Raw genomic sequence first — 23,382 nt, forward strand, 5'->3', positions numbered from 1 at the left:
GGACAGCACGGATTTACTAGGTAATTTAGCTAATACAGATGAGCTCGGGTATCATACACGCACGTGATTTTGGGGGCCATTTATGCGGATCATCAGTGTGAACGTGAATGGTATTCATGCTGCAGTCGAGCGCGGTTTGCTCAGTTGGCTGCAAGCACAGAATGCCGACGTCATCTGCCTGCAGGACACCCGCGCCTCCGCCTTTGAACTGGACGACCAAGCCCTCCAACTGGATGGCTATTTCCTCTATGCCTGCGATGCAGAAGTGCCCAGCCAAGGTGGCGTGGCGCTGTATTCGCGGTTGCAACCCAAGGCGGTAATCAGCGGCCTCGGCTTTGAAATGGCCGATCGCTATGGGCGCTACCTGCAGGCCGATTTCGACAAAGTAAGTATTGCCACCCTGCTGATGCCTTCGGGGCAGCAGGGTGATGAGAGCTTGAATCAGAAATTCAAGTTTATGGACGACTTCACCCATTATTTGGACAAGCAGCGCCGTAAGCGTCGCGAATACATCTATTGCGGCTCGTTCTACGTGGCACACCAGAAGCTCGACGTGAAGAATTGGCGCGACTGCCAGCAATCACCCGGCTTCCTCGCGCCTGAGCGCGCCTGGCTGGATGAAGTGATTGGCACCATGGGCTATGTCGATGCACTGCGCGAAGTCAGCCGTGAAGGCGACCAGTTCAGCTGGTGGCCAGACAGCGAGCAGGCTGAATTGCTCAACCTCGGCTACCGCTTTGACTATCAGTTACTCACACCCGGCATGCGCCGCAGCATCCGCAGCGCCCGCCTGCCGCGTCAGCCACGCTTCTCGCAACACGCGCCGCTGATCGTCGATTACGACTGGATGCTCAGCGTATAGCGCCCAATAAAAAACCGGCTAAATGCCGGTTTTTTACTGTCTGCTCGTAGAGCGCCTACTTCACCAGACGCCAAGAGAATGGATAGCGATACGCCTGGCCTTCATTGGCTTTGATCCCGGCAATGATGGTCAAGACCAGCGCGGCGATGCTGACCAGCGCCAGCAACGGAAAACCAATCACCACCACCATCAGCAGGAAACACAGCAGCGCTGCCAACGCCACGCTGATCTGAAAGTTCAGCGCTTCCTTGCCCTGAGCATCGACGAACGGATCGAGATCCTTTTTGATCTGCCAGACGATCAACGGCCCAAGCAGATTACCAAAGGGAAACACCAGCCCGAGAAAAGCCGCAAAGTGGCAGAACATGGCCCACTGGCGGGCTTCAGGGTTGGGAACAGGCTGTGGTGCTTGGAACTCGTCGCTCATGATGCTTCTCCTTGCATTACAGGCTAGCTAGACAACTCATTCAGCCAAAGCCGCATGCTGCAGCTCAAACAGCTCAGTCATACCTTTCTGCGCCAACGCCAGCATGGCGTTCAGTTCAGCCGGCTGGAAAGGCGCGCCTTCAGCGGTGCCCTGCACTTCGATAAAGCCGCCGGTGCTGGTCATCACCACATTGAGGTCGGTTTCGGCGGCGGAGTCTTCCAGGTAATCCAGATCCAGCACCGGCTCACCCTGATACATGCCCACCGATACGGCGGCAATCATCTGCTTGAGTGGGTCGCCACCTTTCAGGCCGCCACGTTTCTTGATCACTTTCAGCGCATCAACCAGGGCCACCATAGCCCCGGTGATGGAGGCGGTGCGGGTGCCACCGTCAGCCTGAATCACGTCGCAGTCAACGTACAGGGTGATCTCACCCAGCTTGGACATATCCAGGGCGGCGCGCAGCGAACGACCGATCAGGCGCTGGATTTCCAGGGTGCGGCCGCCCTGCTTGCCACGGCTGGCTTCACGCTGGTTACGGTCACCGGTGGCGCGCGGCAGCATGCCGTACTCGGCAGTCAACCAACCCTGGCCCTGCCCCTTGAGAAAACGCGGCACACCCGACTCGACACTGACCGTGCAAATCACTTTGGTATCGCCAAATTCCACCAGTACCGAACCCTCGGCATGCTTGGTGTAGTTGCGGGTGATACGAATCGAGCGCAACTGATCGGCGGCGCGGCCACTGGGACGTTTCATCTAGGAATTCCTGCTCTGAATAAAAATCTCCCCAACATTATAAGGCCGCAAGCCGCCAGCGGTGTGCCGAATTGGGAGCGGCCGACGCACTGCGCTACAATCGCGCGCCTTTAGTTCTGACTTTTCGCGAGGTTCGCCCCATGATCCACAGCATGACTGCCTTCGCCCGCGCCGAACAAGCCGGCGCCAACGGCACCCTGAGCTGGGAGCTGCGTTCGGTTAACCATCGCTACCTGGAACCTCATCTGCGCTTGCCGGAAAGCTTCCGCGACCTCGAAGGTGCGGTGCGCGAAGCGCTGCGTAATGGTTTGTCGCGCGGCAAGGTCGAATGCACCCTGCGCTTTAGCGACGACAATGCCGGTAAAGCTCTGCAAGTCGATCTGGAGCGCGCCGCACAACTGATCGCCGCTGCCGAAAGCGTGGCCGGCCTGATCAAGCAGCCCGCCGCGCTCAACCCGCTGGAAGTGCTCGGCTGGCCTGGCGTACTGGTGGCCGATGCTGCCGACCCACAAGCCCTGAATCAGAGTGCTCTGGCGCTGTTCACCGAAGCGTTGAACGAGCTGAAGAACGGCCGCGAACGCGAAGGCGCAGAGCTGGCCAAGCTGCTCAATGAGCGCTTGGACAGCATTCTTGAACAGGTCGTCGCCCTGCGCGAACTGGTGCCGCAGATGCTTGCCGGACAACGGCAGAAAATTCTCGACCGTTGCGCCGAGATGCAGGCCGAACTCGACCCGCAGCGCTTGGAGCAAGAGCTGGTGATGCTCGCGCAGAAAAGTGACGTTGCCGAAGAACTAGACCGCCTCAGCACCCACGTCAGCGAAGTACGGCGTGTGCTGAAAACCGGCGGCCAAGCCGGCCGGCGCCTGGATTTTCTGATGCAGGAGCTCAATCGCGAAGCCAATACCCTCGGTTCCAAGGCCTTCGACACCCGCAGCACCCAGGCGGCAGTCAACCTCAAAGTGCTGATCGAGCAGATGCGCGAACAAGTGCAGAACATCGAATAAGCCAAACCGCTACTGCTACTCTTCGAACAACGCGCCCCAGGATTGATCCATGAGCATAACCACCGGCACCCTCTACATCATTTCCGCCCCGTCTGGCGCGGGCAAAACCAGCCTGGTCAAAGCGCTGATCGACAGCGAAGCGCAGATTCGTGTGTCCGTGTCGCACACCACCCGCGCCATGCGTCCGGGCGAAGTGGACGGGGTGAACTACCACTTCGTCAGCCGCGAGCAGTTTCACGCCATGCTCGATAAAACCGAGTTCCTTGAGCACGCGGAAGTCTTCGGCAACCTCTATGGCACGTCGCAGGAATGGGTCAAACAAACCCTGCGCGACGGCTTCGACCTGATCTTGGAAATCGACTGGCAAGGCGCGCAGCAGGTACGCCGACTGATGCCGGAGGCCAAGTCCATCTTTATTCTGCCGCCGACCCAGGAAGCCCTGCGTCATCGCCTGACCAACCGCGGCCAGGACAGCGGCGAAATCATTGAGCGGCGCATGCGTGAAGCCGTTAGCGAGATGAGCCATTACGTCGAATACGATTACCTGCTGATCAACGATGACTTCGCCCATGCCTTGAGCGATCTGAAGGCGATTTTCCGCGCCAATCAATTGCTCCAGGCGCCACAGCAACAACGCCACAACGGCCTGCTCGGCGAGTTGCTGGTCTGACTTATCGCCGCGCGGTAAATCAAAGCTTCCCTTAATGCTGGTGATTTTTTAGACTATCCAGTCCGCTCGCCCATTTGGGCCCAGCTCTATTACGCATTTGCTACGAGGAACACCATGGCCCGCGTTACCGTCGAAGATTGCCTGGATCACGTTGATAACCGCTTTGAGCTGGTCATGCTCGCCACTAAGCGTTCGCGCCAACTGGCTACCGGTGGCAAAGAGCCGAAGCTGGCGTGGGAAAATGACAAGCCGACCGTGGTCGCGTTGCGTGAAATCGCTGCTGGCCTGATGAGCTACGACGTCATTGCTCAGGACGACATCGTCGAGGAAGAACCGCTGTTTGCTGCATTCGAGGAAGAGGCTAACGAGCCTCTGTAAGCCTATGCCGGGTCGACGTCGTCAGGCGCTGGATAATCTGAATCGGCAAGGGCCACTCCCATGCCGAGCATAGACGTCCTCGCCGACAGACTTTCGACCTACCTCGACGCTGACCAGGTCAATCTGGTTCGTCGCGCCTATTTCTACGCCGAACAAGCCCACGACGGCCAACGCCGCCGCAGCGGTGAAGCCTATGTCACCCACCCGCTAGCGGTGGCGTGCATCCTGGCAGACATGCACATGGACCATCAAAGCCTGATGGCCGCGATGCTGCATGACGTCATCGAAGACACCGGTATTGCCAAAGAAGCCCTGGACACCCAGTTCGGTGAGTCCGTGGCGGAACTGGTCGATGGGGTCAGCAAACTGACCCAGATGAACTTCGAAACCAAGGCCGAGGCTCAGGCCGAGAACTTCCAGAAAATGGCCATGGCCATGGCCCGCGATATCCGCGTGATCCTGGTCAAGCTGGCCGACCGCCTGCACAACATGCGCACCCTGGAAGTGCTATCCGGTGAGAAACGCCGGCGCATTGCCAAAGAAACCTTAGAAATCTACGCCCCCATTGCTAATCGCCTGGGCATGCACAGCATGCGCATCGAGTTTGAGGACTTAGGCTTCAAGGCCATGCACCCGATGCGCTCCGAGCGCATCCGCACAGCGGTCAAGCGTGCTCGGGGCAACCGCAAGGAAATCGTCAACAAGATCGAAGAGTCGATCACCCACTGCCTGGCCCGCGAAGGCATGGAAGGCGAGGTGATGGGCCGCGAGAAGCACCTCTACGGCATCTACCAGAAGATGCGCGGCAAGCGCCGGGCGTTCAACGAAATCATGGACGTCTACGCCTTCCGCATCGTCGTCGACAAGGTCGACACCTGTTACCGCGTGCTCGGCGCCGTGCATAACCTGTACAAGCCCCTGCCCGGCCGCTTCAAGGATTACATCGCAATCCCCAAGGCCAACGGCTACCAGTCGCTGCACACCACGCTGTTCGGCATGCACGGCGTACCGATCGAAATCCAGATCCGCACCCGCGAGATGGAAGAGCTGGCCAACAACGGCATTGCCGCGCACTGGCTGTACAAATCCAACGAGGAAGACCAGCCCAAGGGCAGCCACGCCCGCGCGCGGCAGTGGGTCAAGGGCGTGCTGGAGATGCAGCAACGCGCCGGCAACTCGCTGGAATTTATCGAGAGCGTGAAGATCGACCTGTTTCCCGACGAGGTCTACGTGTTCACGCCCAAGGGCCGCATCATGGAGCTGCCGAAAGGCTCCACGGCGGTCGACTTTGCCTACGCGGTGCACACCGACGTCGGCAACACCTGCATCGCCTGCCGCATCAACCGCCGCCTGGCGCCGCTGTCGCAAGCCCTGGAAAGTGGCTCTACGGTGGAAATCGTCACCGCCCCTGGCGCCCGACCAAACCCGGCTTGGCTGAGCTTTGTGGTCACCGGCAAGGCACGCACGCATATTCGCCACGCGCTGAAACTGCAGCGCCGCTCAGAGTCCATCAGCCTTGGCGAACGCCTGCTGAATAAGGTCTTGGCCGGCTTTGGCAGCCACCTCGACTCGTTGCCCGTGGAGCGCATCCAGGCCGTGCTCAGCGAATACCGCCTGGAACTGACCGAAGATTTGCTGGAAGACATTGGCCTGGGCAATCGTATGGCTTATGTGGTGGCACGTCGCTTGCTCAGCGACAGCATCGACACCCTGCCAAGCAGCGAAGGCCCGCTGGCGATCCGTGGCACCGAAGGTCTGGTGCTCAGTTACGCCAAATGCTGTACGCCGATCCCGGGCGACCCGATTGTCGGCCACCTGTCCGCCGGCAAAGGCATGGTGGTACACCTGGACAGCTGCAAGAACATCGGCGAGGTCCGCCACAACCCGGAAAAATGTATCCAGCTGTCGTGGGCCAAGGATGTGACCGGCGAATTCAATGTCGAGCTGCGCGTCGAACTTGAGCACCAGCGCGGCCTGATCGCCTTGCTGGCCGGCAGCGTGAATGCCGCCGACGGCAACATCGAGAAAATCAGCATGGACGAGCGTGATGGCCGCATCAGCGTCGTGCAGCTAGTGGTCAGCGTGCATGACCGCGTACACCTGGCACGGGTGATCAAGAAGCTGCGCAGCCTGACTGGGGTGATCCGCATCACCCGCGCCCGCGGCTGAACCTTCAGCGCCTGACGACTGCAATCACCCGCCAGCGGCCTTTTGACAGCCGCGGGGGCTTTCATCCAACCTAACCAGCTGCGCGCCAAAGCGCACCGCAGTGTTCTTCCCCCAACAGCTTTACAGGAGTTTCCATGAGCAAGAGCGTTATCAGCAGCGACCAGGCCCCGGCCGCCATTGGCACCTACTCCCAGGCGATCAAAGCGGGTAACACCGTGTACATGTCCGGCCAGATCCCACTCGACCCCAAGACCATGGAGCTGGTTGAAGGCTTTGAAGCCCAGACCGTGCAGGTGTTCGAAAACCTCAAGGCAGTGGCCGAAGCGGCTGGCGGTTCGTTCAAGGACATCGTCAAGCTGAATATCTTCCTCACTGATCTGTCGCACTTCGCCAAGGTCAATGAAGTCATGGGCCGCTACTTCGAGCAGCCTTACCCTGCCCGCGCAGCCATCGGTGTTGCCGCTCTGCCACGCGGCGCACAGGTAGAAATGGACGCTATTCTGGTTATCGAATAAGTCCGTCGGCGGGGCCACGCCCCGCCCTCTCCTCCTGAGGATGTGCCATGCGTAGCCTGTTAGCCGCCCTGTTCTTCAGCACGCTGCTCAGCGGCTGCGCCGGTAAGTTGCCCGACCCTAGCAGCACCTGGATCAACCAGGCGGCTATTACCGCTGCGAGCGAAGGCGGCAACCTGCGCGAAGCGCTGCTCGCCTACGGGCCGAACCTGGAATGGCAGATCGACAGCCAACGCCGCCTGGCCAGTTATAGCAACGGCTACGAGCGCGACGAAGGCAGCCTCAAACGCCAGCCCGATGGTCACTGGCGCGTGTATTTCTATGGCGATGTGCAAGAGTCCCTGCGCCTGAGCGGCAATGAACTGATTCAGGCGCAAAGCACAACCTGGCCCGAACAACGTTTTGTCCGAACGCCCATAGCGCCAGGCCCGCTGGCACTACTGGGCAGCAGCTTTGAGCAAGCCCTGTACAGCGCCTACCTGGGCGGCAGCTGGCTGATCAAGGAAGGCTTGGGCGAAGGTGGCCTGGTCATTTTTCAAGCCGATGGCAGCGTGCAGGGCCTCCCCGGCGCAGAACGCTATGCGCTGTGCCTGGCAGGCGATTGCGCGGCCATGAGCGGCGAGTTCGACAGCCTTTGGCTGCAGCTGGGCGATCAGGGGCAAAGCTGGCTGTTCGAGCGTGAAGGCGACCAGTTGCGCGTTTTCGAAGCACTAAACCGCTCACAGATCGATGAAATGCCCAGCTATTACAAAGGCCAGCAGCGCTGGCTGCTGGTCAAACGCTAAACCGCGCGCAACGCCAAGCTACAGCTGCGCCAGAATCGCCCGGTAACCCTCACGATAACTTGGGTACTGAGGCTGCCAGCCCAGGGCTTTGGCGCGGGCGTTGCTGCAACGTTTACTGCCGGCGCGGCGCACCGTCGACTGCTCAGACCAATGGCTGACGCCCAGCTGCTCACGCAACCAAGCCACCACGTCGTAGAGCGGTGCCGGCTCATCGTCGACACCCAGATAACAGTCATCCAGCACAACCCCACGGCCATCCGCCTGCAGCAAGAAGGCCAGCAGCCCTGCTGCGTCATCGGCATGGATGCGGTTGCCGTATAACGGTGGCTCACTGGCCACCCGATAGCCTTGGCGAACTTGACCCAGCAGCCATTCACGCCCTGGGCCATAGATGCCGCTAAGCCGCACCACGCTGGCTGGCAGGTCGCTATTCAGGAGCAATTGTTCGGCTTCACGCATAATTCGCCCCGAGTAGCTACCGGCTTCTGCGGGTGAGTTTTCATCCACCCACTCGCCGAGTTGCTGGCCATACACACCACTGCTGGAAACAAACAGCACACGCTTGGGCCGTTGGCCATGTTGCGCTAGCCAGCCCAGCACACGGCGCAGCCCATCAACGTAGGCCGCGCGGTAACCGGCCTCGTCGTGCTCGGTGGCGGCCGCGCAATACACGAGATAATCCAGCTGTTCACTCGGCCAGGCGGCCGGGCAGGCATCGGCATGCAGATCACCGGCAACCGGGCGAATGCCCTGTGGCAACAGCGCCACGCTGCGGCGCAGGCCGTAAACCGTCCAGCCCGCAGCGTTTAGCTGCTGACCCAGGCGGCTGCCGACATCGCCACAGCCGGCAATCATCAGTGTCTTACTCATCGTTGCGTATTCCCTGGTTGTTCATCAGGGCAACAGTGCCACCAACCTGGCCTGTTGCACCAGCTCAAGCAATGGCTGCGGATACACACCAAGGAAGAATGCCAGCACCGCCACCACCAGCAGCATGATGCCACCGGCACGCTGCGCCCAATTGAACGGCGCATCGTGGCGGCGCAAGTTCGGCTCGACCATAAACAGGGTGACCATCACCCGCAGGTAATAGAACACGCCAATCGCGCTGCCAATTACCAGGGCGGCAAGCAGCCACCACTGCTGCGACTGCACACCGGCAGCGACCACGTAGAACTTGCCGATAAAGCCGGCGGTCAACGGAATACCCGCCAGCGACAGCATCATCACGGTCAGCACTGCGGTCAGATACGGGCGGCGCCAGAACAGCCCACGGTATTCGTACAGCGCATCGGCATCACGCCCGCTGTAGGGCGTCGACATCAGGGTAATCACGCCGAACGCACCCAAGCTGGTCAGCACATAAGTCGCCAAATACACGCCCACCGCTTCCACGGCCAGGCCCTTGCTGGCGATCAGTGCTACCAGCAGGTAGCCGAAGTGGGCGATGGAGGAATAACCGAGCAGACGCTTGAGGTTGTTCTGCAACAGCGCCAGCAGGTTGCCGAAGATGATCGAGGCGATGGCGATCAGCGTCAGCAGATCGCTGAGCCAGCCACCTACCATCGCCGGGGACATCTGATACAAACGCAGCAGCACGGCAAACACCGCGACCTTACTGGCCGTGGCGAGGAAGGCGGCCACCGGTGCCGGTGCACCTTCGTAGACGTCCGGCGTCCACAAATGGAACGGCACCAGCGACAGCTTGAAGGACAGGCCGATCAGCATCATGCCCACGCCCAGCTGTGCCAGCATGCTCGGTAAGCCGTCAGCGGCCAACGTGGCACCGATGCCGGCGAAGGTCAGGTTGCCCGACTCGGCGTACAGCAGCGCCATGCCGAACAGCAAAAACGCGCTGCCTGCAGCGGACAGCACCATGTACTTGATGCCGGCTTCCAGCGAGCGCTTGTTGAAGAAGGCGTAAGCGATCATGCCGTAGGTCGGCACCGAGAGCAGCTCCAGGCCGATAAACAGACCCGCCAGGTGCTGCGCGCTAACCAACACCAGACCGCCAGCGGCAGACAGCAGCATCAGCAGGTACAGCTCTTCGCGGTTACCCGGGTAACCCTTGCCAGACTCACCGCCCAGGTAAGCATGAGTCAGCGTCACACAGGCGAGGGTCGCGGCCAGCACCAAGGCCATGTAGTAGCAGGCGAATTTATCCACCAACAGCAGTGGCGTGACCTCGATGGGTGTTACGCCCAAGGCCGGCAGCAGCGACAGCAGGGCCAAATTGAGGCCCAGCACCGACAGACCGAAGGTCATGGTGTGGTTGCGCTTCCAGGCGATTGCCAGCATCACCAGCACCACAGTGGCGCCGGTGATCAGCAACGGCAGCAGCGCGATGAAATGTTGAGTCGTCAGTTGCATAGCATGACTTTCCATTAAGCCGCTCACTGGGCCAAAGCAGATTGATTGAGGGCATTACCCAGCCATTGCTGCACGCCTTGCATGCTGGCGGCGGAGGTGTCGAGCACCGGCTGCGGGTAGACACCGAGCAGGATCAGCAGCACAGCCAGAACCAGCACCATGCTCAGCTCGCGTACCTGCAAACCTGGCAACACGGTATCCGCCTTAGCCGGGCCAAAGTAGGCGCGATGAATCATGATCAGCGAGTAAACCGAGCCGAACACCAGACCCGTGGCCGCCAGCACGGTGACCCACGGCGCGCTCTGGAAACTGCCGACCAGAATCAGGAACTCACCGACGAAATTACCGGTACCCGGCAGGCCCAGCGCTGCGGCAGCAAAGAACAGGCTAAGCGCCGGCAGCCAGGGCATGCGCGCCCAGATACCGCCCATCTCGCGCATATCGCGGGTATGCAGACGCTCGTAGAGCTGGCCGCAGAGGATAAACAGCGCGGCGGCGGACAGGCCGTGGGCGAGCATCTGCACCACCGCTCCCTGCAGGGCGATCTCGCTGGCCGAGTAAATGGCGATCAGCACAAAGCCCATGTGCGACACGCTGGAATAGGCCACCAGGCGTTTGATATCGGTCTGCGCGAACGACAGCAGCGCGCCGTAGATGATGGCGAACACGCCCAGCCACTGGGCAATCGGCGCAAACTCCGCCGAGGCATTGGGGAACAGCGGCAGGGCAAAGCGCATCAGCCCGTAGGCAGCGGTTTTCAGCAGGATACCGGCCAGGTCCACCGAGCCTGCGGTCGGCGCCTGAGCGTGGGCGTCCGGCAGCCAGGAGTGGAACGGCACCACCGGAAACTTCACCGCGAAGGCGATAAAGAAGCCGAGCATCAGGATGTATTCGGTGCCGGCCGCCATCTTGGTGGTCAGTAGATCGGCGTAGTTGAAGGTCAGCACGCCGGTCTGGTCGAAATGCACAAACACCAGGCCGAGGATCGCCAGCAGCATGATCAGGCCGCTGGCTTGGGTGAAGATAAAGAACTTGGTAGCGGCGGTGATGCGCGTCTTGCCATCGCTGCCGCTATGACCCCAGAGTGCGATGAGGAAATACATCGGCACCAGCATCATTTCCCAGAAGAAGAAGAACAGGAACAGGTCGACGGCGAGGAACACGCCGACCACGCCGCCGAGAATCCACATCAGATTGAGGTGGAAGAAGCCAACGCGGTTCTGGATCTCGTTCCACGAGCAGAGCACCGAGAGCACACCGAGCAGGCCGGTGAGGCTGATCATCAGCACCGACAGGCCATCCAGCGCCAGGTGCACGCTGATGCCGAAGCGCTCGATCCATGGCACTTGGAACTCAGCCGCCCACTGTGGCGCAGCACCCGGAGCAGGCGCCAGGCTGAAGTTGCCAGTGGCCCACAGCCACAGACTCAGACCGAACAGCAAGGCCATGGTCAGCAGGGCGATCCAACGCGGCAGGATGTTGCCGAAGCGCTCGCACTGCCAGCACAGCAGGCCGCCGATAAAGGGGATCAGGATTAGCCAGGGCAGAATCATGACGGGCTATTTTCCTTAATTCAGAAACAGGAGAACGGCGAGCACCAGCACGGCGCCCCCGGCTATCGATGTGGCGTACCAGCGCACCTGGCCAGTCTCGCTACTGGCCAGCAAGGCGTTGCCGCCTCGCGCCAAGCGCGGAATCAGGCCAATGCTGCGGTCGATCGGGTCGTGCCCAAGCAGTCGGCAAAGCCACAGGTACGGCTGCACAAACAGCTTGTCGTAGAGCCAGTCAAAGCCCCAGGCCGCGAACCACCAGGCCGAGAGGAAGCGCCCCGGCGCGCTCTGCGCCACCGCCGTGGCAAACCGGCGCTGGCCGAGGAACAGCAACGCCGCCAGGATGATGCCGATGATGGCGATGGCCCCGGAGGCGATTTCCAGACCAATGCGGCCGTCACCACCGGCATGGCCGACGCTCTGCGGCAACACGCCGGCCAGCGGTGGGGTGATCAACGCGCCGATAAAGGTCGAGAGTACGATCAGCGTGCCCAGCGGTAGCCAATGCGCTACTCCGTGACCGGCATGGGCCTCGGTCTGCTGCTCGCCATGGAAGGCGATAAAGATCAGGCGGAAGGTGTAGAGCGAAGTCAGGAAGGCCCCGGCCAGGCCGGCGTACAGGAGCCACTGATGACCACTGGCGAAGGCTTCCCAAAGAATCTCGTCCTTGGAGTAGAAGCCCGCCGTGATCAGCGGTAACGCCGCCAGCGCTGCGCCGCCGACGATAAAGCTGGCGTAGGCCAACGGCAGTTTCTTCCACAGGCCGCCCATCTTGAAGATGTTCTGCTCGTGGTGGCAGGCGTTGATCACTGCACCGGAGGCGAGGAACAGCAAGGCCTTGAAGAAGGCGTGGGTCATCAGGTGGAAGATCGCCGCATCCCAGGCGCCAACGCCCAGGGCGAGGAACATATAACCGATCTGGCTCATGGTCGAGTAGGCGAGGATGCGCTTAATATCGGTCTGCACCAGCGCGGCGAAGCCGGCCAGCACCAGGGTCACGCCGCCGACGATACCGACCATTTCGAGAATCTCCGGGGTCAGCAGGAACAGGCCGTGAGTCCGCGCGATCAGGTAAACGCCGGCGGTGACCATGGTCGCCGCGTGGATCAGTGCAGAAACCGGGGTCGGGCCGGCCATGGCGTCGGCCAGCCAGGTTTGCAGCGGCAGCTGGGCGGACTTACCCACCGCACCGCCGAGTAGCATCAAGGTGGCGATCCACAGCCAGCTATCCCCTTCCACGTACTTCTGCGGCGCCAATGCCATCAGCTCCTGAATATTCAGGGTGCCTAGGTGCAGGAACAGGATAAACAGGCCGATGGCCATGAACACGTCGCCGATACGGGTGACGATAAACGCCTTCAGCGCCGCGTTGCCGTTGGCGCTGTGCTTGAAGTAGAAGCCGATCAGCAGGTAGGAGCACAGCCCCACGCCTTCCCAACCGAAGTACAGCATCAGCAGGTTATCGCCCAGCACCAACAGCAGCATGCTGAAGATAAACAGGTTGGTGTAGGCGAAGAAGCGCGAATAACCTTCTTCACCGCGCATGTACCAGCTGGCGAACAGGTGAATCAAAAAGCCCACGCCGGTAACCACGCCCAGCATAGTCACGGACAAACCATCCAGATAGAGGGTGAAGCTCGGCGCAAAACCGGCCACGCTCATCCACTGCCACAGCACCTGGGTAAACACGCCGTTTTCCGGCGGATTCAGGTTGAACTGCACGATCACCCAGGCCGCGGTAAGGGCGGACAGGCCCACCGAGCCGACGCCGATCAGCGCAGACAGATTTTCGGAGAAACGCCCGCGCGAGAAGGCCAGCAAAAACCAGCCCAGCAGCGGAAATACACAGGTCAGGAATAGAAGATTCATCCGCGCATCTCACTGGCAGCGTCGACATCCAGGGTGTTGAAGCGGCGATACAGCTGCAGCAGGATCGCCAGGCCAATGCTGGCTTCAGCAGCAGCCAGGGTGATGACCAGAATAAACATCACCTGGCCGTCAGGCTGGGCCCAACGGCTGCCCGCCACCACAAAAGCCAGGGCAGTGGCATTCATCATCACTTCCAGGCTCATCAGCACAAACAGGATATTGCGCCGCACCATCAGGCCAATAAGGCCGAGGCTGAACAGCACGCCGGCCAGGGCCAGGCCGTGCTCGAGGGGAATCGCATTCATGCGGTTGGCTCCTTGGCATCGTGACGGCCGAGGTGATAGGCCGCGACCAGCGCAGCGAGCAGCAGCATCGAAGCCAGCTCCACCGCCAGCAGGTAGGGCCCGTACAGGGCAATGCCGACGGCTTTGGCATCAATGGTCTGCAAACCGAGGGCCGCGCCACTGGGTGACTGGAACAGCACATAGAGCAATTGCCCCAGCAACAGCGCCGAGAGAATCGCCGGGCCAACCCAGATTCCGGGCGTCAGCCACTGACGCTCTTGCTCAACGGCCGCTGGGCCGAGGTTAAGCATCATCACCACGAAGACGAACAGCACCATGATTGCGCCGGCGTAGACGATGATCTCCAGCGCGCCGGCAAAGGGTGCGCCGAGGGCGAAGAAGGTCATCGCCACCGCCAGCAGCGAGAGAATCAGGTACAGCAGGGCATGCACCGGATTGCTCGCGGTGATCACCCTGAATGTGGCCGCCACGGCAACGCCGGCGGCGAGGTAGAACGCGAATTCCATGTCCCCTCCTTAGGGCAGTAGGCCTTTGACGTTGATGGGTTCGGCTTCGTTTTGCGCGGCGCCTTTCGGCTTGCCGGCGATGGCCATACCGGCGACGCGGTAGAAGTTGTAGTCCGGGTTCTTGCCCGGGCCGCTGATCAGCAGGTCTTCTTTCTCGTACACCAAGTCCTGACGCTTGTATTCGCCCATCTCGAAATCCGGGGTGAGCTGGATCGCGGTGGTCGGGCAGGCTTCTTCACACAGGCCACAAAAGATGCAGCGCGAGAAGTTGATGCGGAAGAAGTCCGGGTACCAGCGACCATCCGGCGTTTCCGCCTTCTGCAGTGAAATGCAGCCCACGGGGCAAGCCACCGCGCACAGGTTGCAGGCCACGCAGCGTTCTTCGCCGTCGGGGTCGCGAGTCAAGACGATACGGCCACGGTAGCGCGGCGGCAGGTACACGGCTTCTTCCGGATACTGCAAGGTGTCGCGCTTGCGAAAGCCATGGCTGAAGACCATGGCCATGCTGCGCAGTTGGGTGTAGGTGCCGTGCAGCACCGCCCCTATGTATTTGAACATGTGGTGGTTCTCCTTACTGGGCCGCGGCCAGCACAAGTGCGCCGGTCACCAGCAGGTTGATCAGGGTCAGCGGCAGGCAGAACTTCCAGCTGAAGGCCATAACTTGGTCATACCGTGGGCGCGGAATCGAGGCGCGCAACAGGATGAAAATCATGATGAAGAAGCAGGTTTTCAGCGCGAACCAGAAGAATGGAATCTGCGGCAGAAGATCGAACGGGCCGTGCCAGCCGCCAAAGAACAGCGTGACCAGCAACGCCGACACCGTAACGATGGCGACATATTCACCGACGAAGAACATGCCCCATTTCATCCCGGCATATTCAATGTGGTAGCCATCAGCCAGCTCTTGTTCCGCTTCCGGCTGGTCGAAGGGGTGACGGTGAGTCACGGCCACAGCGGCCACAAAGAAGGTACAAAAGCCAAAGAACTGCGGAATGATGAACCACAGGTTCTCGGCCTGGTAATCAACGATGTCGCGCATGTTGAACGAACCGACCTGAGCCACTACGCCCATCAGCGCCAGCGCCAGAAACACCTCGTAGGACACCGTCTGCGCCGAGGCGCGCAGCGCACCGAGCAGGGCGAACTTGTTGTTACTGGCCCAGCCGGCAAACAGTACGGCGTACACCGACAAACCGGCCATGGCGAAGAAGAACAGAATGCCGATATTCAGGTCTGCCACGCCCCACGTCGGGGTGATGGGGATGATTGCGAACGCCATCAGCATGGCGGAGAAGGCAATCATCGGCGCCAGGATAAAGATGAACTTGTCGGCGAACGGCGGCGTCCAGTCCTCCTTGAAGAACATCTTGATCATATCCGCCGCGATCTGAAACATGCCGAACGGCCCAACCCGGTTGGGGCCGTAGCGGTCCTGCCACCAACCCAGCAGGCGCCGCTCAACAAAGCTCAGCAGCGCACCGCAGACCACCACCACCAGCAGAATCACGATGGCCTTGAGCACCGCAATCAGCACGTCCAGCACTTCGGGGGTCAGCCAACTCATTGCGCGGCCTCCTCAATGCGGGTGACCAGGCTACCTGCGACCAGCGCCGGCATACCGGCCAAGCCGACCGGCAGACCAACCACACCGACGGCCAGCTCTTCGGTGATCTGCAGCGGCAGGCGCAGGGTCTGCCCGGCGACTGTCAGACTCAACAGCGCGCCGTCATGCACACCCAGCCGATCCGCTTCGGCCTTGGCCAGCAGCGCGTAAGGTGCGGGAATGCGCTCTTGCAGCGGCGCGGCACCGGCCGAGGTTTCCTCACTGCCGAACAGGTGGTGCAAGGCCACGGCCTGCAAGGTACCTGGAGCCGGGTTAAAGGCGGCCGGTGCGCTGAACCAAGGCAATGCCACACCTTTGGTATCCAACAGACGCACGCCGGGGTCACCAGCACGCAAATGGCCGCCGACTTCGTCCTGAAACTTGTTCCAGGCCTGCGGCGAGTTCCAGCCCGGCGACCAGGCGAATGGAATCTGCTGACGATCTTCCTGGCTGCCGGAATAACCTTCCATGGAGAAGGCAAAGGCCGAGTCCTGATCCTGCGGCTGACGCGGCTCGTGCACGCTGATATTGGCGCGCATGGCGGTGCGACCGCTGTAACGGTGCGGTTCGCGGGCCAGCTTGAGGCCCTTGATGCGGAACGTGGCGTTTGGCGCAGCTTCGCCGATGCGAGCCAGCAGGCTGTTGCTCGCGGCCACGGCGGCGGTCACCGCATCCAGCTGGGTCCAGTCGAGCGGCTTGCCCTGTAGCGTGCTGTGCAAGGCATGCAGCCAGCGCCAGCCTTCGCGGATAAGAATAGTGGCGTCGTAGTAGCTCGGTTCGAACACCTGGAAGAAGCGCTGGGCGCGGCCTTCAAAACTGACCAGGGTGCCATCGCCTTCGGCGAAGCTGGCCACTGGCAGCAGCAGGTGGGCTTTTTCGCTAGTGGCGGTGTGCTGATGGTCGGCGACGATCACCAATTTGGCAGCCGTCAAAGCGGCATCCACCTGCGCTGCATCGGCGCGACGATAGAGGTCGTTTTCCAGCACGATCACGGCATCGGCCTGGCCGGACGTCAGCGCCTGCAGCGCCGCATCGACGGACTCGCCACCAAGCAGGGCCAAGCCCATGCTGTTGGCTTCCGGCACTACCAGGCTGATGGAGGCGTTCTTTTCGCGATTCTTCAGCGCGCTGGCGATATTCGCTGCGGCTTCGATCAGGCTCTTCTCACCCAAAGAGGCACCAGAGACGATCAGCGGACGCTTGGCTTCAAGCAGCGCTTCGGCAATCAACTGCACCAGTTCGCCAACATCGGCATCCAGACCATTAACCGCTGGTGCGCTCGGGTCGATGGCGTGGGCCACAGCGAAACCGATACGCGCCAGGTCGGCCGGTGCCGCATGCACGCAGGCTTCGGCAATATCATCCAGGCGCGTGGCGGTGACGCTGGCGATAAACAGCGGATGCAGCGCGTCCTGGGCGACGTTTTGCACGGCCGCCATGTGCCAGTCCTGAATCTTCATCGAGGCGGCGATTTCAGTGGCCTTGCCCTTGACCGTCTGACGCAGGGCCAGGGCCAAGCGCGCGGCGGTCTGGGTCAGGTCTTCACCGAGGATAAACACCGCGTCATGCAGTTCAACTTCACGCAGAGTCGGCACCGGCAGCGGGCCGTTCTGCAGGATGTCGCGGATCAGACGGATATTGTCCAGCTCGGCTGCAGCGATACCGGAATAGAAGTTGGCCTCGCCGACCAGCTCACGCAGGGCAAAGTTGCTTTCCAGGCTGGCGCGCGGCGAACCGATGCCGATTAGGTGTTTGCCCTTGAGCAGCTCGGCGGCCTTGTCCAGCGCGGCGTCGATGCCGAGTTTTTCGCCACCGTCTTTATTCACCAGCAGCGGCTGACGCGGACGATCCGTTCGGTTGACGTAGCCGTAACCGAAACGCCCACGGTCGCAGAGGAAATACTGGTTCACATCGCCGTTGAAGCGGTTCTCGATGCGTCGCAGCTCGCCGTAACGCTCGCCGGGGCTGGTGTTGCAGCCGCTGGCGCAGCCATGACAGATGCTCGGGGCAAACTGCATGTCCCACTTGCGGTTGTAGCGCTCGGAGTGGGTCTTGTCGGTGAACACACCGGTCGGGCAGACCTCGACCAGGTTGCCGGAGAACTCGCTTTCCAGCACGCCGTCTTCGACCCGACCGAAGTACACGTTGTCGTGCGCGCCGTACACGCCCAAATCGGTGCCGCCGGCGTAGTCCTTGTAGTAACGCACGCAGCGATAGCAGGCGATGCAGCGGTTCATCTCATGAGAGATAAACGGCCCAAGCTGCTGATTCTGGTGGGTGCGCTTGCTGAAGCGATAACGGCGCTGGTTGTGGCCGGTCATCACCGTCATGTCTTGCAGGTGGCAGTGGCCGCCCTCCTCGCACACCGGACAGTCGTGCGGGTGGTTGGTCATCAGCCACTCGACGACACTGGCGCGAAACGCCTTGGATTCTGCATCGTCGATGCTGATCCAGGTGTTGTCGGTGGCCGGCGTCATGCAGGACATGACGATGCGCCCGCGCGTATCGTTTTCATCGCTGTACTGCTTGACCGCGCACTGGCGGCAGGCACCGACGCTACCGAGCGCCGGGTGCCAGCAGAAGTAAGGGATATCGAGGCCGAGGGACAGGCAGGCCTGCAGCAGGTTGTCCGCCCCATCGACTTCGAAATCTTTGCCGTCTACGTGGATAGTGGCCATGGTTCAGGTTTCTTCTTCCCCGCCGAAGCGGGTTTGGCTAATGGAATCACGTTGTGCTGCGGGGCCAGGTCAGTGGCCGCCAGAGCGCCATTGTTTTACGCGGGGACGAATTGCCCCGTCGTCGCCGGAGCACTCGGGTTGGCCACGCCAGCCTCAAACTCCGAGCGGAAATACTTGATCGCACTGCCCAGCGGCTCAACCGCACCCGGTGCATGGGCGCAGAAGGTTTTGCCCGGGCCGAGGAAGTTGACCAGTCCCAGTAGGGTATGGATGTCTTCGGCGCTGCCCTGCTTGCGCTCCAGGGCGCGGAGAATTTTCACGCTCCAGGGCAGACCGTCGCGGCATGGCGTGCACCAGCCGCAAGACTCGCGGGCGAAGAACTCTTCCATATTGCGCAGCAGCGAAACCATGCTGATGCTGTCGTCCACCGCCAGTGCCAAACCGGTGCCCATGCGCGTGCCGACCTTGCCGATACCGCCGGCATACATCAGCGCATCCAGGTGCTCGGGCAGCAGGAAACCGGTACCGGCACCGCCGGGTTGCCAGCATTTCAAGGTGTAGCCGTCACGCATGCCGCCGGCGTAGTCCTCGAACAGCTCGCGGGCGCTGACGCCAAAGGGCAGCTCCCACAGGCCAGGGCTCTTCACCTTGCCGGAGAAGCCCATCAGCTTGGTGCCGTGGTCTTCACTCTCCGGGCGGGCCAGGCTCTTGTACCAATCCACGCCGTTGCCAACGATGGCCGGCACGTTGCACAGGGTCTCGACGTTGTTGACGCAGGTCGGCTTGCCCCACACGCCGACGGCGGCCGGGAACGGCGGCTTGGCACGCGGGTTGGCACGACGGCCTTCGAGGGAGTTGATCAGCGCGGTTTCTTCACCGCAGATATAACGGCCGGCACCGGTGTGCACGAACAGCTCAAAATCGAAACCGCTGCCGAGGATGTTCTTGCCCAATAAGCCGGCGGCCTTGGCTTCGTCAATGGCGCGATTCAGATTCGTCGCCGCATCGACGTACTCGCCGCGCAGGAAGATGTAGCCGCGATACGCCTTTAGCGCCCGTGCGGAAATCAGCATGCCCTCGACCAGCAGGTGCGGCAGCTGCTCCATCAGCATGCGGTCTTTCCAGGTGTTGGGCTCCATCTCATCCGCGTTGCACAGCAGGTAGCGGATGTTCATGGATTCGTCTGCGGGCATCAGCCCCCACTTCACCCCGGTGGGAAAGCCGGCGCCACCGCGGCCCTTGAGGCCGGAATCCTTAACGGTCTGCACAATATCGGCCTGGGCCATTTCACTCAGTGCTTTGCGTGCAGCGGCGTAGCCGTTCTTTTGCTGGTATTCAGCCAGCCACACCGGTTGGGCGTCATCACGCAGGCGCCAGGTCAGCGGGTGGCTTTCTTCGCTGCGGGCAATGGTGTTGGCCGGGCCAATGGACGTCAGCGTTTTGATGCTCATACGTAGGCCTCCAGCAGTTTGGCGACGCCGTCAGGTTGCACGTCGCCAAAGGTGTCGTCGTCGATCATCAGCGCCGGGGCCTTGTCGCAGTTACCCAGGCAGCACACCGGCAGCAAGGTAAAGCGGCTGTCGCTGGTGGTCTCGCCGAGGCCGATACCGAGCTGCTTGTGCATTTCGGCGACGACCGACTCATGCCCGCCGATGTAACAGGTCATGCTGTCGCACACGCGGATGATGTGGCGGCCTACCGGCTGACGGAAAATCTGACTATAGAAGGTGGCCACGCCTTCGACATCGCTGGCGGGAATACCGAGGATTTCGCCGATGGCATCAGCTGCACCATCCGGCACCCAGCCACGGGCCTTCTGCACGATTTTCAGCGCTTCGATCGACGCCGCACGCGGGTCTTCGTAGTGGTGCATCTCGTGCTCGATGGCCGCATGTTCGGCTTCGCTGAGGATGAAACGATCAGTCTGAATAAGTGTGCTCATCATCAGCGGTCCACGTCAGCCATAACAAAGTCGATACTGCCCAAATACGCGATGAGGTCGGCGACCATGCTGCCGCGAATCACCGAAGGGATTTGCTGCAGGTGTGGGAAGCTCGGCGTACGAATGCGCGTGCGATAGCTCATGGTGCTGCCGTCGCTGGTCAGGTAATAACTGTTGATGCCCTTGGTCGCCTCGATCATCTGGAAGCTCTCATTGGCTGGCATCACCGGGCCCCACGACACCTGCAGGAAGTGGGTGATCAGGGTTTCGATGTGCTGCAACGTGCGCTCTTTAGGCGGCGGCGTGGTCAGCGGATGGTCGGCCTTGTACGCACCCGCCGGCATGTTGCGCATGCATTGGTCGATGATCTTGATGCTCTGACGCATCTCTTCCACACGCACCATGCAGCGGTCATAGGCATCGCCATTCACAGCCAGCGGCACTTCGAACTCGAAGTTCTCGTAGCCGGAATACGGCCGCGCCTTGCGCAGGTCGAAGTCGCAGCCAGTGGCGCGCAGGCCGGCACCGGTGGTGCCCCACGCCAGCGCTTCCTGGGTGGTGTATTGCGCCACACCAATGGTCCGCGCCTTGAGGATGCTGTTCTGCAGTGCAGCCTTCTCGTACTCGTCGAGGCGCTTGGGCAGCCAGTCGACAAACTCCTTAACCAAACGATCCCAGCCGCGCGGCAGGTCGTGAGCGACACCACCGATGCGGTACCAGGCCGGGTGCAGACGGAAGCCGGTGATGGCTTCGATCACTTTGTAAGCACGCTGACGGTCGGTGAAGGTAAAGAACACCGGGGTCATCGCCCCGACGTCCTGGATATAGGTGCCGAGGAACAGCAGATGGCTGGTGATGCGGAAGAACTCGGCCATCATGATGCGAATCACATCGACCTTTTGCGGCACGGTGATGCCGGCGAGTTTCTCTACGGCCAGCACATACGGCAGGTTGTTCATCACCCCGCCGAGGTAGTCGATGCGGTCGGTGTAGGGAATAAAGCTGTGCCAGCTTTGGCGTTCAGCCATCTTCTCGGCGCCACGGTGGTGGTAGCCAATTTCCGGCACGCAGTCGACGATCTCTTCACCGTCGAGCTGCAAAATGATGCGGAACGCACCGTGGGCAGAGGGGTGGTTGGGGCCGAGGTTGAGGAACATGTAGTCCTCGTGCTCGCTGCCACGCTTCATCCCCCAGTCTTCCGGTTTAAAGCGCGCAGCTTCTTCTTCGTGCTGCTGCTTGGCCAGGGTCAGGCTGAACGGGTCGAATTCAGTGGCGCGCGCCGGGTAATCTTTGCGCAGCGGGTGACCTTCCCAGGTCGGCGGCATCATGATCCGCGTCAGGTGCGGGTGGCCGGTGAAATGAATGCCGTAGAGGTCCCACACTTCACGCTCGTACCAGTTGGCATTGGGCCAGATGCTGATAACGCTGGGCATGTTCAGGTCGCGCTCACTCAGCGCCACCTTGATCATGATGTCGCTGTTTCGCTCCAGCGACATCAGGTGGTAGAACACGGTGAAATCCGCGCCGGGCAAGCCACGCCGCTGCGTGCGCAGGCGCTCGTCGACACCATGCAGGTCATACAACATGACGTAGGGGCGCGGCAGGTTACGCAGGAAGGTCAGAACCTCGACCAGTCGCTCGCGAGCCACCCACAACACCGGCATGCCAGTGCGAGTGCTCTGTGCGGTAAAGGCATCAGCGCCAAAACGGGAATGTAATTCGACGACCACATCGTGGTCGTCAGCCTTGTACGGCGGTATGGACAGAATGCTGTCTGCAGTCATGATCTCGGTCGCTATCGGTCAACGGCGTCAGTAGGCGGGCTCAAATGAGCCCAGGCTCACACTTCGTCGGGGCTACGCAGATTGGTCACGGCGATCCGCTGCTCGCGACGCTGTTCTTTCTGCGAAGGCATGTCGGCACGGTAAACACCCTGATCACCGACTACCCAGGACAACGGCCGGCGCTCCTGACCGATGGATTCCTGCAACAGCATCAAGCCCTGCAGAAATGCCTCGGGACGGGGCGGGCAGCCGGGAATATAGACGTCGACCGGCAGGAACTTATCGACTCCCTGGACCACAGAGTAGATGTCGTACATGCCGCCGGAGTTGGCGCAGGAGCCCATCGAGATCACCCACTTGGGTTCCAGCATCTGCTCGTACAGACGCTGGATGACCGGAGCCATCTTGATAAAGCAGGTGCCGGCGATGACCATGAAGTCCGCCTGGCGTGGGGAGGCTCGAATCACTTCCGCACCGAAACGCGCAACGTCATGCGGCGCGGTAAAGGCGGTGGTCATTTCCACATAGCAGCAGGACAGGCCGAAGTTATAGGGCCACAGGGAGTTCTTGCGCCCCCAGTTCACTGCGCCACTGAGAACATCCGAGAGCTTGCCCATGTAGATGTTCTTGTGGACTTGATCGTCTAGCAGCGGGTCGGAAACCGTCTCCCGCTCGCCGACCGGATAGCGCTCGTTAGGCGCATTCGGATCGATCCGAGTAAGTTTGTATTGCATCGCCAAAGCCTCATTGTTTTAGCTTCGCCTGCCGCTCACGACGACCCTGAGGAGCCCAATCGAGCGCCCCGATCCGCCAAAGGTAGACAAGACCTGCCAACAGAATTGCTATAAAGACTGTAGCTTCGATCAAACCAGCCCAGCCGCTTTCGCGCACCGAGACTGCCCAAGCGAAGAGAAAGAGGGCTTCAACGTCGAAGATCACGAAGAGCATCGCGACCAGATAGAATTTGGCTGACAAGCGCAGATGCGCACTGCCGACGGGCAACATACCGGACTCAAAAGGTTCGTTCTTACTGCGTCCCCACGCCTTACTACCCAGCAAGCTGGATAGGCCAAGCATAAAGGCAATCAGCCCGAATACTCCGAGCAAAAACACAGCAAAAGCCCAGTTATGGGACATGGTCGCTACCGCATCAGGCATGCCGGTACTCCTTGGATAAAGGAACGGCTAATAGTTTTATTGTGGCGAGTG

23 protein-coding genes are annotated in these 23,382 nt (G+C 61.0%); 7 read left to right on the plus strand and 16 right to left on the minus strand.

Features of this window, described 5'->3' with window-relative positions:
* Window positions 1–82 precede the first annotated feature (82 nt).
* Entirely contained in the window at window positions 83–862 is a 780-nt protein-coding gene (locus AC0J6G_RS15730) for an exodeoxyribonuclease III (RefSeq protein ID WP_475249260.1), read from the plus strand.
* 55 nt (window positions 863–917) lie between these two features.
* Here the strand turns inward: AC0J6G_RS15730 and AC0J6G_RS15735 are convergent, their stop codons facing one another.
* Together AC0J6G_RS15735 and rph are read right to left on the minus strand one after the other, a co-directional pair.
* On the minus strand, window positions 918–1,289 hold the full coding sequence (locus tag AC0J6G_RS15735) for a DUF4870 domain-containing protein (protein ID WP_475249262.1): 372 nt from the start codon (window positions 1,287–1,289) through the stop codon (window positions 918–920).
* A gap of 36 nt (window positions 1,290–1,325) precedes the next feature.
* Window positions 1,326–2,048 (minus strand): ribonuclease PH, encoded by a 723-nt coding sequence (gene rph / locus AC0J6G_RS15740; protein WP_475249264.1) that lies wholly within the window; start codon window positions 2,046–2,048, stop codon window positions 1,326–1,328.
* 140 nt (window positions 2,049–2,188) lie between these two features.
* On the opposite strand from rph, the gene AC0J6G_RS15745 reads away from it, so the two are divergent.
* From AC0J6G_RS15745 to AC0J6G_RS15770, 6 genes are all read left to right on the plus strand, one after another.
* Window positions 2,189–3,052, plus strand: a complete 864-nt coding sequence (locus AC0J6G_RS15745) for a YicC/YloC family endoribonuclease (RefSeq protein WP_475249266.1) — start codon at window positions 2,189–2,191, stop codon at window positions 3,050–3,052.
* A gap of 49 nt (window positions 3,053–3,101) precedes the next feature.
* Window positions 3,102–3,722: a guanylate kinase gene (gmk, locus tag AC0J6G_RS15750; protein ID WP_475249268.1), complete on the plus strand. Its 621-nt coding sequence runs from the start codon at window positions 3,102–3,104 to the stop codon at window positions 3,720–3,722.
* 114 nt (window positions 3,723–3,836) lie between these two features.
* The gene (gene rpoZ, locus AC0J6G_RS15755; protein ID WP_090250565.1) at window positions 3,837–4,100 is read left to right on the plus strand and encodes a DNA-directed RNA polymerase subunit omega; all 264 of its coding nucleotides are present in this window, start codon (window positions 3,837–3,839) and stop codon (window positions 4,098–4,100) included.
* A 60-nt stretch (window positions 4,101–4,160) separates the two neighbouring features.
* Complete coding sequence (gene spoT, locus AC0J6G_RS15760; protein WP_475249272.1) at window positions 4,161–6,269, plus strand: bifunctional GTP diphosphokinase/guanosine-3',5'-bis pyrophosphate 3'-pyrophosphohydrolase; 2,109 nt, start codon at window positions 4,161–4,163, stop codon at window positions 6,267–6,269.
* Window positions 6,270–6,403: 134 nt separating this feature from the next.
* Window positions 6,404–6,784 carry a RidA family protein gene (locus AC0J6G_RS15765; RefSeq protein WP_475249274.1) on the plus strand — a complete coding sequence of 127 codons (381 nt, stop codon included), beginning with the start codon at window positions 6,404–6,406 and terminating at the stop codon, window positions 6,782–6,784.
* A gap of 47 nt (window positions 6,785–6,831) precedes the next feature.
* Window positions 6,832–7,566, plus strand: a complete 735-nt coding sequence (locus AC0J6G_RS15770; protein WP_475249276.1) for a hypothetical protein — start codon at window positions 6,832–6,834, stop codon at window positions 7,564–7,566.
* An 18-nt stretch (window positions 7,567–7,584) separates the two neighbouring features.
* On the opposite strand, the gene AC0J6G_RS15775 is transcribed toward AC0J6G_RS15770, so the two are convergent.
* The 14 genes from AC0J6G_RS15775 to AC0J6G_RS15840 form a co-directional block, all read right to left on the minus strand.
* A complete protein-coding gene (locus AC0J6G_RS15775; protein ID WP_475249278.1) occupies window positions 7,585–8,436 on the minus strand; it encodes an SDR family oxidoreductase in 852 nt (283 codons plus the stop codon).
* Between the two features lie 24 nt (window positions 8,437–8,460).
* Window positions 8,461–9,936 (minus strand): NADH-quinone oxidoreductase subunit NuoN, encoded by a 1,476-nt coding sequence (gene nuoN, locus AC0J6G_RS15780; protein ID WP_475249280.1) that lies wholly within the window; start codon window positions 9,934–9,936, stop codon window positions 8,461–8,463.
* A 23-nt stretch (window positions 9,937–9,959) separates the two neighbouring features.
* On the minus strand, window positions 9,960–11,489 hold the full coding sequence (nuoM, locus tag AC0J6G_RS15785) for an NADH-quinone oxidoreductase subunit M (RefSeq protein ID WP_475249282.1): 1,530 nt from the start codon (window positions 11,487–11,489) through the stop codon (window positions 9,960–9,962).
* A 15-nt stretch (window positions 11,490–11,504) separates the two neighbouring features.
* Window positions 11,505–13,355 (minus strand): NADH-quinone oxidoreductase subunit L, encoded by a 1,851-nt coding sequence (nuoL, locus tag AC0J6G_RS15790; protein ID WP_475249284.1) that lies wholly within the window; start codon window positions 13,353–13,355, stop codon window positions 11,505–11,507.
* A complete protein-coding gene (gene nuoK / locus AC0J6G_RS15795) occupies window positions 13,352–13,660 on the minus strand; it encodes an NADH-quinone oxidoreductase subunit NuoK (RefSeq protein WP_090250586.1) in 309 nt (102 codons plus the stop codon). Before nuoK ends, nuoL begins: the two co-directional genes overlap by 4 nt.
* Window positions 13,657–14,166, minus strand: a complete 510-nt coding sequence (nuoJ, locus tag AC0J6G_RS15800) for an NADH-quinone oxidoreductase subunit J (RefSeq protein WP_475249286.1) — start codon at window positions 14,164–14,166, stop codon at window positions 13,657–13,659. Before nuoJ ends, nuoK begins: the two co-directional genes overlap by 4 nt.
* 9 nt (window positions 14,167–14,175) lie before the next feature.
* Window positions 14,176–14,724, minus strand: a complete 549-nt coding sequence (gene nuoI / locus AC0J6G_RS15805) for an NADH-quinone oxidoreductase subunit NuoI (RefSeq protein ID WP_475249288.1) — start codon at window positions 14,722–14,724, stop codon at window positions 14,176–14,178.
* Window positions 14,725–14,737: 13 nt separating this feature from the next.
* Entirely contained in the window at window positions 14,738–15,730 is a 993-nt protein-coding gene (gene nuoH / locus AC0J6G_RS15810; RefSeq protein WP_475249290.1) for an NADH-quinone oxidoreductase subunit NuoH, read from the minus strand.
* On the minus strand, window positions 15,727–18,447 hold the full coding sequence (gene nuoG / locus AC0J6G_RS15815; RefSeq protein WP_475249292.1) for an NADH-quinone oxidoreductase subunit NuoG: 2,721 nt from the start codon (window positions 18,445–18,447) through the stop codon (window positions 15,727–15,729). The genes nuoH and nuoG overlap by 4 nt, the downstream gene beginning before the upstream one ends.
* Window positions 18,448–18,542: 95 nt before the next feature.
* Window positions 18,543–19,898 (minus strand): NADH-quinone oxidoreductase subunit NuoF, encoded by a 1,356-nt coding sequence (nuoF, locus tag AC0J6G_RS15820; RefSeq protein WP_475249294.1) that lies wholly within the window; start codon window positions 19,896–19,898, stop codon window positions 18,543–18,545.
* The gene (nuoE, locus tag AC0J6G_RS15825) at window positions 19,895–20,395 is read right to left on the minus strand and encodes an NADH-quinone oxidoreductase subunit NuoE (RefSeq protein ID WP_475253789.1); all 501 of its coding nucleotides are present in this window, start codon (window positions 20,393–20,395) and stop codon (window positions 19,895–19,897) included. The genes nuoF and nuoE overlap by 4 nt, the downstream gene beginning before the upstream one ends.
* Window positions 20,392–22,173 (minus strand): NADH-quinone oxidoreductase subunit C/D, encoded by a 1,782-nt coding sequence (gene nuoC / locus AC0J6G_RS15830; protein WP_475249296.1) that lies wholly within the window; start codon window positions 22,171–22,173, stop codon window positions 20,392–20,394. Before nuoC ends, nuoE begins: the two co-directional genes overlap by 4 nt.
* 56 nt (window positions 22,174–22,229) lie before the next feature.
* Window positions 22,230–22,907 carry a NuoB/complex I 20 kDa subunit family protein gene (locus AC0J6G_RS15835; RefSeq protein WP_475249298.1) on the minus strand — a complete coding sequence of 226 codons (678 nt, stop codon included), beginning with the start codon at window positions 22,905–22,907 and terminating at the stop codon, window positions 22,230–22,232.
* A gap of 10 nt (window positions 22,908–22,917) precedes the next feature.
* Window positions 22,918–23,331, minus strand: coding sequence for an NADH-quinone oxidoreductase subunit A (locus AC0J6G_RS15840; protein WP_475249300.1), 414 nt, complete (start codon window positions 23,329–23,331; stop codon window positions 22,918–22,920).
* Between the last annotated feature and the right edge of the window lie 51 nt (window positions 23,332–23,382).

The organism is Pseudomonas sp. TS_SC_3, assembly GCF_056156225.1.

Bases quoted from the DNA above. Each gene is read 5' to 3' on its own strand.
- nuoC (WP_475249296.1), bottom strand. From the start codon at position 22,173: ATGACTGCAGACAGCATTCTGTCCATACCGCCGTACAAGGCTGACGAC.
- nuoN (WP_475249280.1), bottom strand. From the start codon at position 9,936: ATGCAACTGACGACTCAACATTTCATCGCGCTGCTGCCGTTGCTGATC.
- gmk (WP_475249268.1), top strand. From the start codon at position 3,102: ATGAGCATAACCACCGGCACCCTCTACATCATTTCCGCCCCGTCTGGC.
- AC0J6G_RS15835 (WP_475249298.1), bottom strand. From the start codon at position 22,907: ATGCAATACAAACTTACTCGGATCGATCCGAATGCGCCTAACGAGCGC.
- nuoG (WP_475249292.1), bottom strand. From the start codon at position 18,447: ATGGCCACTATCCACGTAGACGGCAAAGATTTCGAAGTCGATGGGGCG.
- nuoH (WP_475249290.1), bottom strand. From the start codon at position 15,730: ATGAGTTGGCTGACCCCCGAAGTGCTGGACGTGCTGATTGCGGTGCTC.
- rph (WP_475249264.1), bottom strand. From the start codon at position 2,048: ATGAAACGTCCCAGTGGCCGCGCCGCCGATCAGTTGCGCTCGATTCGT.
- AC0J6G_RS15765 (WP_475249274.1), top strand. From the start codon at position 6,404: ATGAGCAAGAGCGTTATCAGCAGCGACCAGGCCCCGGCCGCCATTGGC.
- nuoL (WP_475249284.1), bottom strand. From the start codon at position 13,355: ATGAATCTTCTATTCCTGACCTGTGTATTTCCGCTGCTGGGCTGGTTT.
- rpoZ (WP_090250565.1), top strand. From the start codon at position 3,837: ATGGCCCGCGTTACCGTCGAAGATTGCCTGGATCACGTTGATAACCGC.
- nuoI (WP_475249288.1), bottom strand. From the start codon at position 14,724: ATGTTCAAATACATAGGGGCGGTGCTGCACGGCACCTACACCCAACTG.
- AC0J6G_RS15840 (WP_475249300.1), bottom strand. From the start codon at position 23,331: ATGCCTGATGCGGTAGCGACCATGTCCCATAACTGGGCTTTTGCTGTG.
- AC0J6G_RS15770 (WP_475249276.1), top strand. From the start codon at position 6,832: ATGCGTAGCCTGTTAGCCGCCCTGTTCTTCAGCACGCTGCTCAGCGGC.
- spoT (WP_475249272.1), top strand. From the start codon at position 4,161: ATGCCGAGCATAGACGTCCTCGCCGACAGACTTTCGACCTACCTCGAC.
- AC0J6G_RS15730 (WP_475249260.1), top strand. From the start codon at position 83: ATGCGGATCATCAGTGTGAACGTGAATGGTATTCATGCTGCAGTCGAG.
- nuoM (WP_475249282.1), bottom strand. From the start codon at position 11,489: ATGATTCTGCCCTGGCTAATCCTGATCCCCTTTATCGGCGGCCTGCTG.
- AC0J6G_RS15775 (WP_475249278.1), bottom strand. From the start codon at position 8,436: ATGAGTAAGACACTGATGATTGCCGGCTGTGGCGATGTCGGCAGCCGC.
- nuoK (WP_090250586.1), bottom strand. From the start codon at position 13,660: ATGAATGCGATTCCCCTCGAGCACGGCCTGGCCCTGGCCGGCGTGCTG.
- nuoF (WP_475249294.1), bottom strand. From the start codon at position 19,898: ATGAGCATCAAAACGCTGACGTCCATTGGCCCGGCCAACACCATTGCC.
- AC0J6G_RS15735 (WP_475249262.1), bottom strand. From the start codon at position 1,289: ATGAGCGACGAGTTCCAAGCACCACAGCCTGTTCCCAACCCTGAAGCC.
- nuoJ (WP_475249286.1), bottom strand. From the start codon at position 14,166: ATGGAATTCGCGTTCTACCTCGCCGCCGGCGTTGCCGTGGCGGCCACA.
- AC0J6G_RS15745 (WP_475249266.1), top strand. From the start codon at position 2,189: ATGATCCACAGCATGACTGCCTTCGCCCGCGCCGAACAAGCCGGCGCC.